Here is a 14,375-nt window from a genome sequence, read left to right as displayed (position 1 = left end):
CTATGCGTCGTCGATGACAGCTATGCGCCGAAACGATGGCAGTTCGGTGAATATCGAAAATTGGTATCGGAATTAGTGGAGCGTTAAAAGCTGTAGTCGTCGTACACCTTCGACAGGTCGCCGGCCCATTGGCCAGCGAATTTGTCGAGCAGCACCTGCGCTGGCACCTTGCCCGAGCGGACGACCTCGCGCAGCGGTTCGAGGAAGCCGCTCTCGTCCTCGCCCGATGGCCCGAGGCGACGGCGGGCGGAAAGGCCGCGTCCGGCGATGTCGAGCACGTCACCCGCCACGTCGCGCAGGCGACCGCCGCCGGGCAGCGGCGCATCGAGGCCCAGCGTCGGCACCGCATCGCGCAGCGTCTGGCGGTCGTCGATCGACCAGCCCTTGACCAGATCCCATGCCGCATCGAGCGCCTGCCCGTCGTACAGCAATCCGACCCAGAAGGCGGGCAGCGCGCAGATGCGCCCCCAAGGCCCGCCATCGGCGCCGCGCATTTCGAGGAAGGTCTTCAGCCGCACTTCGGGGAAGGCGGTCGACAGATGGTCGGCCCAGTCGTCGATCGTCGGCTTCTCGCCCGGCAGGACCGACAGGTTCCCTTTCAGGAAGTCGCGGAACGACAGGCCAGCGGCGTCGATATACCGGCCGTCACGATAGACGAAGTACATCGGCACATCGAGCGCATAGTCGGCATAGCGTTCATAGCCGAACCCGTCCTCGAACACGAAGGGCAGCATGCCGGTGCGCGCCGGATCGGTGTCCGACCAGATGTGCGAGCGATAGGATAGCTGCCCATTGGGCAGGCCGTCGGTGAAGGGCGAATTGGCGAACAGCGCGGTCGCGAGCGGTTGCAGCGCGAGGCCGACGCGGAATTTCTGCACCATGTCCGCCTCGCTCGCATAGTCGAGGTTCACCTGAATGGTGCAGGTGCGCAGCATCATGTCGAGGCCCATCGTGCCGACGCGCGGCATATGGTTCAGCATGATGCCATAGCGGCCCTTGGGCATGATCGGCAGTTCGTCGCGGCGCTTGTCGGGCCACATGCCCAGACCCAGGAAGCCGAGGCCCAGTTCGTCGCCGACCGCCTTCACCTGATCGAGATGCCGGCCGGTTTCGGCGCAGGTCTGGTGCAGGGTTTCGAGCGGCGCGCCCGACAGTTCGAACTGTCCGGCGGGTTCGAGGCTGACCGAACCGTCCCTGCCGGTGAGCGCAATGACCTTGCCGCCTTCCTCGACCGGACGCCAGCCGAAGCGTTCGAGCCCGGCAAGCAGGTCGCGGATGCCGCCCGGTTCGTCATAGGAGGGGGCGGCGTGATCGCTGGTGCGATACACGAACTTCTCGTGTTCGGTGCCGATCCGCCAGCGCTCGGCCGGCTTCTCGCCCCCGGCGAAATAGGCGATCAGTTGCGAGCGGTCCTCGATAACCGCTGCGCTGGTGTCCGAAACGGTCTTCGTGCTCATGGTCGCGCCCATAAACGGCGGGACGGTGCGACGCTAGGGGGCTGTCGTTGATAGGGGTATAGCGCGGCTACCAGTCGCCGGCGGCGGCCATCCACAAGGCGGTCGCGGCGGCGGCCGCCGTTTCGGCGCGCAGGATGCGCGGGCCGAGCGCGATGCCGACCGCCTGGGGCAGCGCGCGGACGGCGTCGCGTTCCTCCGGATCGAAGCCCCCTTCGGGACCGATCAGGATCGCGGCGGGGCCGGGATGCGCCCGCATCGCCGCGACCGCCGGTACGCCGCCGGTTTCGTCGGCGAAGAACAGGGTGCGCTCCGCCGGCCAGTCGCGCAGCAGCGCGGGCAGCTTCACCGGTTCGGCGAGCGCGGGCAGGGCGGTGCGGCCGCATTGCTCGGCGGCCTCGATCGCATGCGCGCGCAACCGGTCGAGGTTCAGACGGTCGACGACGGTGCGACGGGTCAGCACCGGCACGATGCGATCGACGCCCAGTTCGCACGCCTTCTCGATCACCCAGTCGATGCGGCCCTTCTTGGTCGGGGCGATGCACAGCCAGAGATCGGGCACGACCTCCCGATCGCGGAGATGGTCGGTCGCCTCTAGGACCAGATCGCGCTTGCGGACCTGCGACGCGACTCCGCGCCATTCGCCGGTCGCGTCGTCGAACAGGCGGACGGTGTCGCCGTCCTTCACCCGCATCACCGACAGCAGATAATGCGCTTGCGCGCCGTCCAGCCGGACCTGCACGCCCGGGCCGAGCGGTTGTTCGACGAACAGGCGGGGCGACGAATCGGTCGGCCAGGCGGGGGTGGCGGGCATGGCGCGGGGTTAGGACGCCAGCTTCATGAGTACCAGCCCGCCGAGCAGCATCGCCGCGGCGATCAGGCGCAGCGGGGTCACCGCTTCGCCGAGCAGGACGATACCCACGACGAACGCGCCCAGTGCACCGATGCCGGTCCACACCATATAGCTGGTGCCGAGCGGCAGCTGCTTCATCGCCAGCGACAGCAGCCCGAAACTGGCGAACATCGCGACGAAGGTGGCAAGGGTCGGCAGCGGCTTCGAAAAGCCGTCCGACAGTTTCATGTAATAGGCCCAGACGATCTCGAGCAGTCCGGCGACGGCCAGCATGACCCACGGCATCAAGGCGTCTCCGCGTCGCGTTCGATCCGGTAGGCGGCGTCGAGATAGCGGTCCGCCGCTGCCCGCAGCGCCGGTTCCTTCTCGAACGCTTCGGCCGGGGGTGGCGCTTCGCCGATCGCGTCCATCAGCGTCCACAGCGCGAAGCGGCGTGACGGATCACGTTCGATGCCGAAATCGATCGCCATCCGTTCGCGCGCGGCATCGATCGTCGCCGGATCGGCGGTTTCGGGGTCGGTCGTGCCGAAATAGTGGCTGAGCAACTGGTCGAGGTCCATGGGTCGTCTGTAGCCGCGATCCGGCAGCCGCGCGACCGCTTCGTGACCGCAAGGTGACGAAGGTTTAACGCAACAAATCCGCTATTTCAGGCACTGTATCCGGCATCGGACATGGTGTTCGACGGAGGTGCAACATGCGTTCCTTTTCACTGATCGTCCTGCCGCTGGCGATGCTGGCGGCGCAACCGGCGCTGGCCAAGGGCTGTGTCCGCGGCGCTGCCGCCGGCGCGGTCGCGGGGCATTTCGTCGGCAAGGGCCACGGGTTGCTGGGCGCGGCGGCGGGCTGCGTCGCGATGCACCATCATTATGCCAAGCAGGCCAAGGCGCAGGCCAAGCACTGATCGACCGCCCCGCCGTCCCGCCGGACGACGGGGCCATCGGCGCGTCGCGGCGCATTCCCCCTGTCGCTTCGCGCACGGTCGTGGCAGCAGGGCGGGATGCCGTCCCCGAACCCCGCCGCCGCGTCCGAACAGGTTGCCGATACCGAACATCGCGGGCTGATCGCGATCCTGCCGCGCGCCGCACGCCCGTTCGCCTTGCTGGCGCGCTTCGACCGGCCGATCGGCTGGTGGCTGCTCTATTGGCCCGGCGCATGGGCGATGGCGTTGTCGGGGCGGGCGGTCGAGCGGTGGGACATGCTGCTGTGGTTCCTGCTGGGCAGCATCGCCATGCGCGGGGCGGGATGCGTCTATAACGACATCGTCGACCGCGATCTCGACCGGCAGGTGGCGCGCACCGCCAACCGCCCGCTGGCGAGCGGTGCGGTGTCGGTGAAGGCGGCGTGGGTGTGGCTGCTGGTCCTCAGCCTGATCGGGCTGGTCGTGCTGCTGCAACTGAACCTGACCGCCGCGATCGTGGCGCTGGCGAGCCTCGCGCTGGTTGCCGCCTATCCGTTCATGAAGCGGATCACGTGGTGGCCGCAGGCGTGGCTCGGCATGGTGTTTTCGTGGGCGGCGCCGGTCGCATGGGCGCAGATGGGCACCGACGACTGGCTGCCGCTGGCGCTGCTCTATGCCGGGTCGATCGCGTGGGTGATCGGATACGACACCATCTATGCGTGTCAGGATATCGAGGACGACGCGATGGTCGGGGTACGGTCCTCGGCACGGGCGATGGGCAGCCGGGTGCGGCCCGGCGTGACGCTGTTGTATGTCGTCGCCATTGCGTGCTGGGCAGGGGCGGTGTGGCGGGTGTTCCCGACCCCGCTGGCGCTTGCGGCCTTGCTGCCGGGGGCGCTGCACCTGCTGTGGCAGGTCGCGACGCTCAAACCGGAGGAGGGGGCGAACACGCTGCGGCGGTTCCGCTCGAACCGCGATGCCGGGTTGCTGATCTTCCTCGGGCTGGTGGTGGTGGGGCAGGCGGCATGAGCGTTGCCGTGCGCGCTTCGGCTTCCCATCTGCCCCCCATGCTGACTCCGTCCCAAGCCGTCGACCGGGCGCACGCCGCCATGGACCTTGCCAAGCGTCATGGCGCGGATGCCGCCGATGCGATCCTCGTCGCCGATACCGCGCTGTCGGTGTCGGTGCGGCTGGGGCAGCTGGAGGATGTCGGCCGGTCGGAAGGCAGCGAACTGGGCCTGCGCGTGTTCGTGGGCCAGCGGTCGGCGAGCGTATCGACGTCCGATCTGTCCGATGCCGGGCTGGACGCGCTGGCCGAACGCGTGGTGGCGATGGCCCGCGCCGCGCCCGAGGATCGCTGGGCGGGCCTCGCTCCGGCCGAGCGGTTGCTGCACGGCGCGGCCCCGCTCCTCGACCTCGACGATGGCGGCGACGTTCCCCCGCAGGTGCTGCGCGAGGCGGCGCTGGCGGTCGAGGATGCGGCGCGGGCGGTATCGGGCGTCAGCAATTCGGAAGGCGGTTCGGCCGGCTATAACCGCGCGGTCGTCGCCTTCGCCACCAGTCACGGCTTTGCGCAGGGCTATGCGGTCACCAGCCACGGCATTTCGGCCAGCGTGCTGGCGGGCGAAGGCGCGGCGATGCAGCGCGACTATGCGCATCATTCGGCGCGGCACCGCGCGATGCTGGAGGAGCCGGAGAGCGTGGGTCGTCGTGCCGGCGAACGCGCCGTCGCGCGGCTGAACCCGGTGCGGATCGATGGCGGCGCGATGCCGGTGGTGTTCGATCCGCGCGTCGGCGGCAGCCTGATCGGGCATATCCTCGGCGCGATCTCGGGCCCGTCGATCGCGCGCGGCACCAGCTTCCTGCGCGACTGTCTGGGCCATGCGATCCTGCCGCCGAACCTGTCGATCCTTGACGATCCGCACCGCCCGCATGGGCTGCGCGCGCGGCCGTTCGATGGCGAGGGATTGCCGGTGTCGCCGATGGCGCTGGTCGATCATGGCGTGCTGGAAACATGGCTGCTCGACAGCGCATCGGCGCGGCAGCTGGGGCTGGAGCCGACCGGCCATGCCTCACGGGGGTTGAGCGGGCCGCCGGGGGTGACGACCGGCAACGTCCATCTGGCGGGCGGCACCGGGACGCGCGAGGCGCTGATCGCCAATATCGAGCACGGCGTGCTGGTCACCGAACTGATCGGGCAGGGGGTGAACGGCGTCACCGGTGATTACAGTCGGGGGGCGTCGGGTTTCCTGATCGAACGTGGCGAGATCACGCGGCCGGTATCGGGCATCACCATCGCCGGCAATCTGCGCCCGATGCTGGCGTCGCTGACCGCGGCGGGCGATCTGGAGCATCGGCAGGGCGTCAACGTGCCGACGCTGCGCGTCGATGGCATGACGGTGGCGGGTGGCTGACGCAGCGCTGCTCGAACCGGTAACGGCGATCGTCGCCGAAGCGGCGGCGCTCGCGCACGATCGCTGGCACGGTGATTTCGCGACATGGGAAAAGGCGCCGGGCAATCCGGTGTGCGAGGTCGACCTGTCCGTCGACCGGTTGCTGCGCGACCGGCTGAGCGCGTTGCTTCCGCAAGCGGGGTGGCTGTCGGAGGAGACCGCCGACGACGCCATCCGGCTGGCGAAGCGGCAAGTGTGGATCGTCGATCCGATCGACGGGACGCGCGACTATATCCGCCGGCGCGACGGCTGGGCGGTATCGGTGGCGCTGGTCGAGGATGGTCAGCCGGTGCTGGGCGTCCTCGACGCGCCGGCGCGGCGGCAGCGCTGGACGGCGCGCACCGGCGGCGGGGCGTGGCTGAACGGCGCGCGGCTGGCGGTCAGCACCCGCAGCGACTTTGCCGGCAGTCGCACCCCGGTCGACGCGCTGGCAAAGGCGGATCGCGACCTGTTGATGGTCGCCAAGCCCAATTCGATCGCGCTGCGCATGGCGATGGTCGCGGCGGGCGAGGCCGATTTCCTCGCCACCATCCGCTGGGGCAATGAGTGGGACGTGGCGGCGAGCATCCTGCTGGCCCGCGAGGCGGGGGCGACGGTGACCGACGCGATCGGACGCAAGCTACGCTTCAACCAGCCACGCCCGCAGTTTTTCGGGGTGATGGCGGCGGCGCCGGGCATCCATGCGGCGGCGGTGGAACGGCTGCGCGAGCGGGCGATTGTGGCGTTGGGGAAGCGGTAGGCGCGCGCGGATCAGCCGCCATTCATCGGCGTTGTGCCAGGGCGATGGCGATGCAGGCGACACTTCCCGAACGGACGCGGATCGGTGCGATGGGGGTGACCATCGCACTGCATGTCCTGCTCGGCTGGGCCCTGATCGTCGGGCTGGGCGTCGATGTGCCGCGGGTGGCGCAGCGTGCGCTGGCGACGTTCGACATTCTGCGGCCGCCGCCCGATCCGCCACCCCCGCCGCCGGTGCCGCAGGTCGTGCGGCAGGGGCGGCCGGAGGGACGCGCCGCGCCGCCCAATCTCCGGTCGAAGGCGACCGAGATCGTCGCCACGCCGCCGGTCGTCCCGCTGCCGGTGCCGCCGCCGGTCGTGACCGCGCCGGTCGCCGGACCGGGCAGCGACGCGTCGTCGGGCGCGACCGATCGGGTGGGGCCGGGGACCGGTGCGGGCGGCGTCGGCGATGGCCTTGGCAGTGGCGGTGCGGGGGATGGCGATGGCGGCGGCGGGGGCGACACCCCGCCCGAGCAGATCGGTGGATCGTTGCAGGGCGCGCGATTGCCGCCCGAACTGGCGGAGGATGGTTTCGTGGGGACCGTCGAGGTCGATTACGTCGTCGAGCCCAATGGCCGGGCGACCGACTGTCGCATCCGTCGGTCGAGCGGTAATCGGGCGATCGATATCGCGACCTGTCGCCAGATCGAACGGGCTTTCCGGTTCCGGCCGTCGTTGGACGGACGGGGGCGGGCGGTACCTGCGGTGATGGTACAGCGGCACGACTGGGACGTGGAGCGGGACTGAAAAGATTGGGGTTTTCAGCCAAAGGTCACAAAGGTCACACTTGCGCGGTGTTTGTGCAGCGGCGCGTTCCGGACGGGATCGGGTGCGGAAGGATCGACGGTTAGAAAGAGCCGGCCGGATGGTAGGCGCGACGTGGCGCTGTAGGAAAGTGGTTCCTTGCCCGTTCGCGATCCCGCGAAGGCAAATACGAAGTCGAAAACGGGCGCCCTAGGTTCTACTCGTGCAGCAGGCGGGCTAACGTAGTGTCGTGGACGACGATCAACGCCGGATGAGACGCGGAGGCTGCTGCGGACTAATGGTCCTTGGGCTAGCTTTCGGATTTTGCCTGTTGCTCGATTCTTGTGTTTCGCGGGTGGAGGTAGCACGCGTCGTTAACGCTGATGGCGGGCTGGTCGCAACGGTGACGGAAACAAACGGCGGGGCAACTACCGATTTTGGATATCAGGTCGACATCCGGCGGAATTGGCCGGTCGGATGGTCGGAAAGGGTGGCCTATTTCTACGGGGCACGGCGTAGTGATTGCGCGTATGGCGTGAACGTCCGCTGGATCAAGAATGACACCCTTTTGATCGGATACATGCAGGCGAAAAGCGCCGATGTGGTCAACCGAACCGGGATTTTTGGACGTTCCGTCAACGTCGTGTTTAAGTCTGGCATCAATGACCCGTCTGCCCCGTGCGGCGGTGTCGAGTATAATCTTAGCCGGTAAGGTCGATCCACCTATCGGCAGAACGTCCTATTCCTCCCCCTGATACTTGATCTGCAGATACCGTTCCCGCGTGGCCAGACTGTCCAGATTCCCCTGCGCCAGTTGCTGGGTCATCGCGGCGATTTCGCCGTCGATGATGCGCAGGCCGTCGACGAGTTGCTGATCCGGGGTGCGGCCGTTGCGTTCGACGCGGCGGAGCGGTTCGGGGACGCGTTGGTAGCCGCGGATGAGTTCGGGGAGTTGTTCGCCGACCAGCTTGCGGACTTCGGATGCCGCCATCGGTTCGTCGTCGCCGAGCGTGGCCAGTTGCGCCGACAGCGTGTCGAGCTTCACCCCGATCGAGTCGGCGATGCCGATCGCCGGCGCGGGCAGGGCCGGGCGCTGCGTCGCGAGCCAGCGTTCGGTCTGCGCCGGCAACGACTTGATCGGGGCCTGCACCAGTTGCTCGACGGCGACCGGTCGCGTGACCGGCAGCGCCGCGAACAGCACCGTGGCGGCGATCAGCAGCGCCACGACCAGCAGCGCGCCGCCGACGCCCAGCGGCACGAACCAGCCCAGCACCAGCGCGGCGAGGAGGATCGCGCCATCCGCGAGCGCGATGCGGCCGACGCGGCGCAGCACCTCCGCCTCACGCCGCCGCCGGGCGCGCGGGGCGACAACGCCGTGGCGTTCGCGCGCGCGTTCCAGCGTCAGGCTGGCGCGTTCCAATACCTCGTCGCTGCGCGACATGGGACTACATCGCCTCCAGCTTGAACGTCTCGCCCTGGCCCGATGCGTTCTGCGACGCGCCCTCGGCACGGGCGATATAGCCCTTCGACCGTTCGACCTCGCTGCCGAGCGTGTTGATGGTGGTCTTCATCGAATCGAGCGCCTTCAGCTTGAACGTGTCGATCGCGTCCATGGTGTCATAGACGTTCTGGAACGCGCGTTGCAGCACTTCGACCGGAATCGTCGAGGCGGCGGCCTGTTCATGGATCGTCGCGGTTTGCGAGCGGAGCAGCTTGCCGGTCGAATCGATGATGTTGGCGGTGGTGGTGTTGAGCGCGGTGATCTGTTCGAGGACCAGCTTCTGGTTGGTCAGCGCCTGCGCGACGGTCACCGCGGTGCGCAGCGCGCCGACGGTGGTGGTGCTGGCGCGATCGACACCCTTCACCAGCTCGACATTGTTCTTCTTGACCAGATCGAGCGCGAGATAGCCCTGCACCGTCACCGCCATCTGCGTCAGCAGGTCCTGGCTGCGTTGCCGGACATAGAAGAGCGCGGTTTCGCGGATCGCCTTGGCCTTGGCCGGGTCGGTGTGATCCAGCTCGTTGGCCTTGTCCTCCAGCTTCCGGTCCATCTCGCGCGAAAGATAGATCATCTGTTCGAGCCGCCCCATCGCGGTCCACAGGTTCGCGCGTTCGGTGTCGATGGCGGCATTGTCCATCAACAGCTCGTCCTTGCCCGATTGCAGCCGCTTCAGGATCGAGGCGATATGGCTCTGCGCGGATTTATAGCCGTCGAAATAATCGCGGACCTTGCTGCCGAACGGGATCATGCCGAACAGCTTTTTCGGTTCGAGCAGATTGCCCTGACGGCCCGGATCGAGATCCTCGATCGTGCGGCGCAACTGCGCCAGATCGGCCCCGACGCCCGATTCCTGATCCATCGCCCGCACCGGCCGGTCGAGGAAGCGGTTCGACTGGCCCGCCGCCTCGCGAATCTCGCGCGCGCCCAGATTGCTGATCGCGTCGACCCGCTTGCCGAATTCGGGGGAATTCACGTCCTGCGCGACCAGCTGGTCGATGAAATCGTCGACGCGGGTCTGCAATTCGGTCTTCTTGACGTCGTCGACCGGGACCAGCCCGGCCGCCTTGGCGGCGGGAACCGTCGGCACCGGATCGGGCGGCGTCAGCACCAGCGCGGGTTCTTCAGTCTGCGTCGCCATAGTTCCTCCACGTCGTCCGCCGGGTGATGCCATGCGAACGCGGTATCATTCAACTGTGGTATTTAGGTAATACACCAAGCGGGCGCAACCTCTTGTCTCACGCTGTCATCCACGATAGCCAGCACGGCAGAGGGGATTGATATGACAAAGCGTTTTCAAGGCCTGTTGCGGACCGCCGCCCTGTCGATCGCGTTGATGACGCAGACGGCACGGGCGCAGGATCAGTTCGTCGATCCCAATACGCTGCGCCCGTCGCTCGATCCGGCGCGGATGGCCAATGGCCTCGCGCTCACCCCGCCGATGGGGTGGAACAGCTGGAACAAATATGGCTGCAACATCACCGAAAAGATCGTGCGCGACATGGCCGACGCCATGGCCGGCAACGGGATGAAGGCGGCGGGCTATTCCTATATCGTCATCGACGATTGCTGGCACGGGCAACGTGACGCGAACGGCTTCATCACCGCCAATGCCGAGAAGTTCCCGAGCGGGATCAAGGCGCTGGCCGACTATATCCATGGAAAGGGGCTGAAGTTCGGTATCTATTCCGATGCCGGCGCCAAGACGTGCGGCGGCAAGCCCGGCAGCCAGGGCCATGAATATCAGGACGCGCTGACCTATGCCCGCTGGGGCGTCGATTATCTGAAATACGACTGGTGCTCGACCGGGGTCCGCAATGCCGAGGAAGCCTATGCATTGATGGCCGATGCGCTGAAGGCCAGCGGGCGGCCGATCGTGCTGGCGATCTGCGAATGGGGCAACAACCGGCCGTGGGAATGGGCGAAGAAGATCGGCAATCTGTGGCGCACGTCCGCCGACATCCGCGACGGGTGGAAGGGGCGTGAGAAATGGTCGATCGGCATGACCGACATCGTCGACATCAACGAACCGCTCTATGCCCATGCCGGCCCCGGCCACTGGAACGATCCCGACATGCTCGAAGTCGGCAATGGCGGGATGAGCGACACCGAATATCGCGCGCATTTCAGCCTGTGGGCGATGATGGCCGCGCCGCTGATCGCCGGCAACGACATCGCGACGATGAGCGACGCGACGAAGGCGATCCTGCTCAACCACGACGTCATCGCGGTCGATCAGGATGCGCTGGGCGCGCAGGGCCGCCGCGTCCGCGACGACGGCGATCAGGAAGTGTGGTCGCGCACGCTGGTCGACGGATCGCGCGCCGTCGTCCTGTTCAACCGGGGCGAGGCACCGGCGCAGATCACGGCGACGTGGCCGGAGATCGGCTATCCGGCAGGCGTAAGGGCCGAGGTTCGCGACCTGTGGGCGCACAAGTCGCTCGGCCGGATGGCGGGCCGGTTTGCGGCGACCGTTCCGGCGCATGGCGTCGTCATGGTCCGCGTCACGCCGGGCAAGTAGCGGCGGTTTTCGCGCAGAGGCGCTGAGGGTGGGTGCGGTCGGGAGACGCTACGACGGCGTCGAACGCACCTTCTCCGCGCCTCCGCGCCCCTGCGCGAACATCTTTCGCCTGCGATCAGGAAGAAGGAAGGTTGCTTCATGCGAAGGCGCGAAGACGCGGAGGAGACTCGTTCGGGGCATTTGTTACCCGCGCCACCAGCCTCTAGCTTGCGTCTCCGATAGCGCTGTGTCTCCCGAACGCGAGCCGGCCGCCGGTCGCGCAACCGCTTCACGCCTTCGCGTGAACCAATCTAAGGCCCCCACGCTGCACCGCAAAAACGTCCCCTTTGCGGAATCGCGATAAATACGCTAAGCGCGCGCCCAACTGCACTCCCGCACGATCCAGGAAATAGTATGAGCCTTCGCAACGTGGCAATCATCGCCCACGTCGATCACGGCAAAACCACGCTCGTCGATCAGTTGTTCCGTCAGTCCGGCACGTTCCGCGACAACCAGCGCGTCGAGGAACGCGCCATGGATTCGAACGACCTCGAAAAGGAGCGCGGGATCACCATTCTCGCCAAGCCGACCTCGGTCGACTGGACCCCGCCGGGCAGCGATGAATCGATCCGCATCAACATCGTCGACACCCCCGGCCACGCCGATTTCGGCGGCGAGGTCGAACGCATCCTGTCGATGGTCGACGGCGTCGTCCTGCTGGTCGATTCGTCGGAAGGCGCGATGCCGCAGACGAAGTTCGTGACCGGCAAGGCGCTGGCGCTGGGCCTCAAGCCCATCGTCGTCGTCAACAAGGTCGACCGCAGCGACGCGCGCATCCAGGAAGTGCTGGACGAAGTGTTCGACCTGTTCGTGTCGCTGGACGCCAACGACGAACAGCTCGATTTCCCGGTGCTCTATGCCTCGGGCCGCAACGGCTATGCCTCGACCGACATGGACGCGCGCGAAGGCACGCTGATCCCGATGTTCGAGACGATCGTGTCGCACGTCCCCGCGCCGAAGGTGGAAGTGGAGGACGTTCCGTTCACCTTCCTCGTCACGCTGCTCGACCGCGACAACTTCCTCGGCCGTATCCTGACCGGCCGCGTCAATTCGGGCACGGTGAAGCTGAACCAGCCGATCCACGCGCTCGACAACGACGGCAACATCGTCGAGACGGGTCGCGCATCGAAGATCATGTCGTTCCGCGGCCTCGACCGCGTGCCGGTCGACGAAGCCAAGGCGGGCGACATCATCTCGCTGGCCGGCCTGACCGTTGCCACCGTGTCGAACACGATCTGCGACCCGCAGGTCACCGAGCCGCTGCACGCGCAGCCGATCGATCCGCCGACGCTGTCGATGCGCTTCGCCGTCAACGATTCGCCGATGGCGGGTCGCGAAGGCACGAAGGTCACGTCGCGGATGATCCGCGACCGCCTGTTCCGCGAAGCCGAATCGAACGTCGCCGTGAAGGTGACCGAAGCGGCCGATCGCGACAGCTATGAAGTCGCGGGCCGCGGCGAATTGCAGTTGGGCGTGCTGATCGAAACGATGCGCCGCGAAGGGTTCGAACTGGGCATCTCGCGTCCGCGCGTGCTGTTCGGCGAGGACGAGAACGGCAAGAAGACCGAGCCGTACGAAACCGTCATCATCGACGTGGACGAGGAATATTCGGGCACGGTCGTCGAGAAGATGAACCTGCGCAAGGCCGAGATGACCGACATGCGTCCGTCGGGCGGCGGCAAGACCCGCATCACCTTCTCCGCCCCGTCGCGCGGCATGATCGGCTATCATGGCGAGTTCCTGTCGGACACGCGTGGCACCGGCATCATGAACCGGCTGTTCGAGAAGTACGGCCCGCACAAGGGCCAAATCGACGGCCGCAAGAACGGCGTGTTGATCTCGAACGGTGCCGGCGAAGCGCAGGGCTATGCACTGGGTCCGCTCGAAGAGCGCGGCATCCTGTTCGTCGGGCACGGCGAGGCGCTGTACGAAGGCATGATCATCGGCGAGAACGCCAAGACGGATGACCTTGAGGTCAATCCGATGAAGGCGAAGCAGCTGACCAACTTCCGCGCATCGGGCGGCAAGGACGACGCGATCCGCTTGACCCCGCCGAAGAAGATGACGCTGGAACAGGCGATTGCGTATATCGACGACGACGAGATGGTCGAAGTGACGCCGAAGAACATCCGTCTGCGCAAACGCCACCTCGATCCGAACGAACGGAAGAAGGCATCGCGCGCGAAGGCAGCAGCCTGAGCGAGCGGGCCGGGCAGGCGGACCGGGCAACGGCGTAGCGTCAGCTACGCCGAGCCGCACAGGGTCCGCCCGACCGGCCTTGCCCAAGGCGAGGACCGACGACGTGGCTTCGCCATGTCGGGCCAGAGAAAAGAACGGCCCCGGAAGCGATTCCGGGGCCGTTCGCTATCCCGGAAAGAACGCCGCCATCGGCCGCGCCGCGCCGGGCGTACCCGCCACCACCGCCTGGGTCAGTGCGATGCCCCATGGGCTGAAGGCGAAGGCTTCCGCCAGCAGGAAGCAGGCCACGAACGCACCCCATCCCCACCGCCATGCCGGGTGAATCCGTCCGGTGCGGCGGCGCTCGGCAACCATCGCGATCACCGGAAAGATGGACGGCGCGATCAGTGCCGCGGCCCACCATCCCCACGGGATCAGGAACGGCATGGGCAGCAATCGTCCGAAGCCGGGACCGGTAATTGCCGCCATGCCGCAGAACATCAGCCGACGGTGCCAGTCGGTCCGCCGCCGCAGGGCGATCGCGACGCTGCTGACCGAAACGAAGTACAGGATGCCGACCGGATTGCCGATTAGGAAGGAATTGAGATCGAGGATCGGTGGCCCGCCATGATGCCGCGCCGACAGGATCGTGATGCCGATACCGAGCACCGTCATCAGCGGCAGCAACGCCAGCGCGAGCCAGCCGAGTTGCCGGTGACCACGTACCGTCCCGCCATAGATCAGGACGTTCTGCGCGACGTACAGGATGATCCAGCTGAGAAAGACCGCGCCGTGCAGATGATAGATGATCGGAAGCGAAAGGCTGGAGCGACCCGCGAAAAAATTCAGTGAAAAGCCGGCGATGTCGACCGTCGCCATGGCGATCGCCGAAAACAGGAAGAAGCGATGTTCCGGCGTTCTTGCCGTCGATGCCGTTGCCAATGTTGCCATGTGTCACCC

At 66.9% G+C, this 14,375-nt stretch carries 15 protein-coding genes; 8 read left to right on the top strand and 7 right to left on the bottom strand.

Annotation, left to right across the window (positions count from 1 at the left end; all coding sequences use genetic code 11):
- Positions 1 to 83: 83 nt before the first annotated feature.
- The 4 genes from ASE90_RS03095 to ASE90_RS03080 all read right to left on the bottom strand — a co-directional run bounded on the left by ASE90_RS03095 (position 84) and on the right by ASE90_RS03080 (position 2,867).
- Positions 84 to 1,457 carry a glutamate--cysteine ligase gene (locus tag ASE90_RS03095; protein WP_055997189.1) on the bottom strand — a complete coding sequence of 458 codons (1,374 nt, stop codon included), beginning with the start codon at positions 1,455 to 1,457 and terminating at the stop codon, positions 84 to 86.
- A gap of 67 nt (positions 1,458 to 1,524) precedes the next feature.
- The gene (locus tag ASE90_RS03090; RefSeq protein WP_055995765.1) at positions 1,525 to 2,268 is read right to left on the bottom strand and encodes a 16S rRNA (uracil(1498)-N(3))-methyltransferase; all 744 of its coding nucleotides are present in this window, start codon (positions 2,266 to 2,268) and stop codon (positions 1,525 to 1,527) included.
- A gap of 9 nt (positions 2,269 to 2,277) precedes the next feature.
- Positions 2,278 to 2,592, bottom strand: a complete 315-nt coding sequence (locus ASE90_RS03085; protein ID WP_055995762.1) for a DMT family transporter — start codon at positions 2,590 to 2,592, stop codon at positions 2,278 to 2,280.
- Positions 2,592 to 2,867, bottom strand: a complete 276-nt coding sequence (locus ASE90_RS03080; RefSeq protein ID WP_055995758.1) for a hypothetical protein — start codon at positions 2,865 to 2,867, stop codon at positions 2,592 to 2,594. The genes ASE90_RS03085 and ASE90_RS03080 overlap by 1 nt, the downstream gene beginning before the upstream one ends.
- A 134-nt stretch (positions 2,868 to 3,001) precedes the next feature.
- On the opposite strand from ASE90_RS03080, the gene ASE90_RS03075 reads away from it, so the two are divergent.
- From ASE90_RS03075 to ASE90_RS03050, 6 genes are all read left to right on the top strand, one after another.
- On the top strand, positions 3,002 to 3,208 hold the full coding sequence (locus ASE90_RS03075; RefSeq protein ID WP_055995755.1) for a hypothetical protein: 207 nt from the start codon (positions 3,002 to 3,004) through the stop codon (positions 3,206 to 3,208).
- A gap of 96 nt (positions 3,209 to 3,304) precedes the next feature.
- Positions 3,305 to 4,234, top strand: a complete 930-nt coding sequence (gene ubiA, locus ASE90_RS03070; RefSeq protein WP_055995752.1) for a 4-hydroxybenzoate octaprenyltransferase — start codon at positions 3,305 to 3,307, stop codon at positions 4,232 to 4,234.
- 38 nt (positions 4,235 to 4,272) lie between these two features.
- The gene (locus tag ASE90_RS03065; RefSeq protein WP_055995749.1) at positions 4,273 to 5,619 is read left to right on the top strand and encodes a TldD/PmbA family protein; all 1,347 of its coding nucleotides are present in this window, start codon (positions 4,273 to 4,275) and stop codon (positions 5,617 to 5,619) included.
- Positions 5,612 to 6,397: a 3'(2'),5'-bisphosphate nucleotidase CysQ gene (locus tag ASE90_RS03060; protein WP_055995746.1), complete on the top strand. Its 786-nt coding sequence runs from the start codon at positions 5,612 to 5,614 to the stop codon at positions 6,395 to 6,397. The genes ASE90_RS03065 and ASE90_RS03060 overlap by 8 nt, the downstream gene beginning before the upstream one ends.
- A gap of 50 nt (positions 6,398 to 6,447) precedes the next feature.
- Positions 6,448 to 7,182: a TonB family protein gene (locus ASE90_RS03055; RefSeq protein WP_055997188.1), complete on the top strand. Its 735-nt coding sequence runs from the start codon at positions 6,448 to 6,450 to the stop codon at positions 7,180 to 7,182.
- Between the two features lie 247 nt (positions 7,183 to 7,429).
- On the top strand, positions 7,430 to 7,891 hold the full coding sequence (locus tag ASE90_RS03050) for a hypothetical protein (protein WP_156361394.1): 462 nt from the start codon (positions 7,430 to 7,432) through the stop codon (positions 7,889 to 7,891).
- A gap of 27 nt (positions 7,892 to 7,918) precedes the next feature.
- On the opposite strand, the gene ASE90_RS03045 is transcribed toward ASE90_RS03050, so the two are convergent.
- The gene (locus ASE90_RS03045; RefSeq protein ID WP_055995740.1) at positions 7,919 to 8,620 is read right to left on the bottom strand and encodes a hypothetical protein; all 702 of its coding nucleotides are present in this window, start codon (positions 8,618 to 8,620) and stop codon (positions 7,919 to 7,921) included.
- A gap of 4 nt (positions 8,621 to 8,624) precedes the next feature.
- Positions 8,625 to 9,818 (bottom strand): toxic anion resistance protein, encoded by a 1,194-nt coding sequence (locus ASE90_RS03040; protein WP_055995737.1) that lies wholly within the window; start codon positions 9,816 to 9,818, stop codon positions 8,625 to 8,627.
- A gap of 141 nt (positions 9,819 to 9,959) precedes the next feature.
- Between ASE90_RS03040 and ASE90_RS03035 the strand changes: the two genes are divergently transcribed.
- Together ASE90_RS03035 and typA are read left to right on the top strand one after the other, a co-directional pair.
- On the top strand, positions 9,960 to 11,198 hold the full coding sequence (locus tag ASE90_RS03035; protein WP_235530453.1) for an alpha-galactosidase: 1,239 nt from the start codon (positions 9,960 to 9,962) through the stop codon (positions 11,196 to 11,198).
- Between the two features lie 393 nt (positions 11,199 to 11,591).
- A complete protein-coding gene (gene typA, locus ASE90_RS03030; RefSeq protein ID WP_055995729.1) occupies positions 11,592 to 13,436 on the top strand; it encodes a translational GTPase TypA in 1,845 nt (614 codons plus the stop codon).
- A 165-nt stretch (positions 13,437 to 13,601) separates the two neighbouring features.
- Here the strand turns inward: typA and ASE90_RS03025 are convergent, their stop codons facing one another.
- Entirely contained in the window at positions 13,602 to 14,366 is a 765-nt protein-coding gene (locus ASE90_RS03025) for a hypothetical protein (protein WP_235531633.1), read from the bottom strand.
- Positions 14,367 to 14,375: the final 9 nt, after the last annotated feature.

It is taken from the genome of Sphingomonas sp. Leaf67, assembly GCF_001421965.1.
In the GTDB taxonomy this organism is placed as follows: Bacteria; Pseudomonadota; Alphaproteobacteria; order Sphingomonadales; family Sphingomonadaceae; genus Sphingomonas.
The sequence above is the reverse complement of the archived record's forward strand: the minus strand, read 5'-3'. Positions and strand labels throughout refer to the sequence as shown.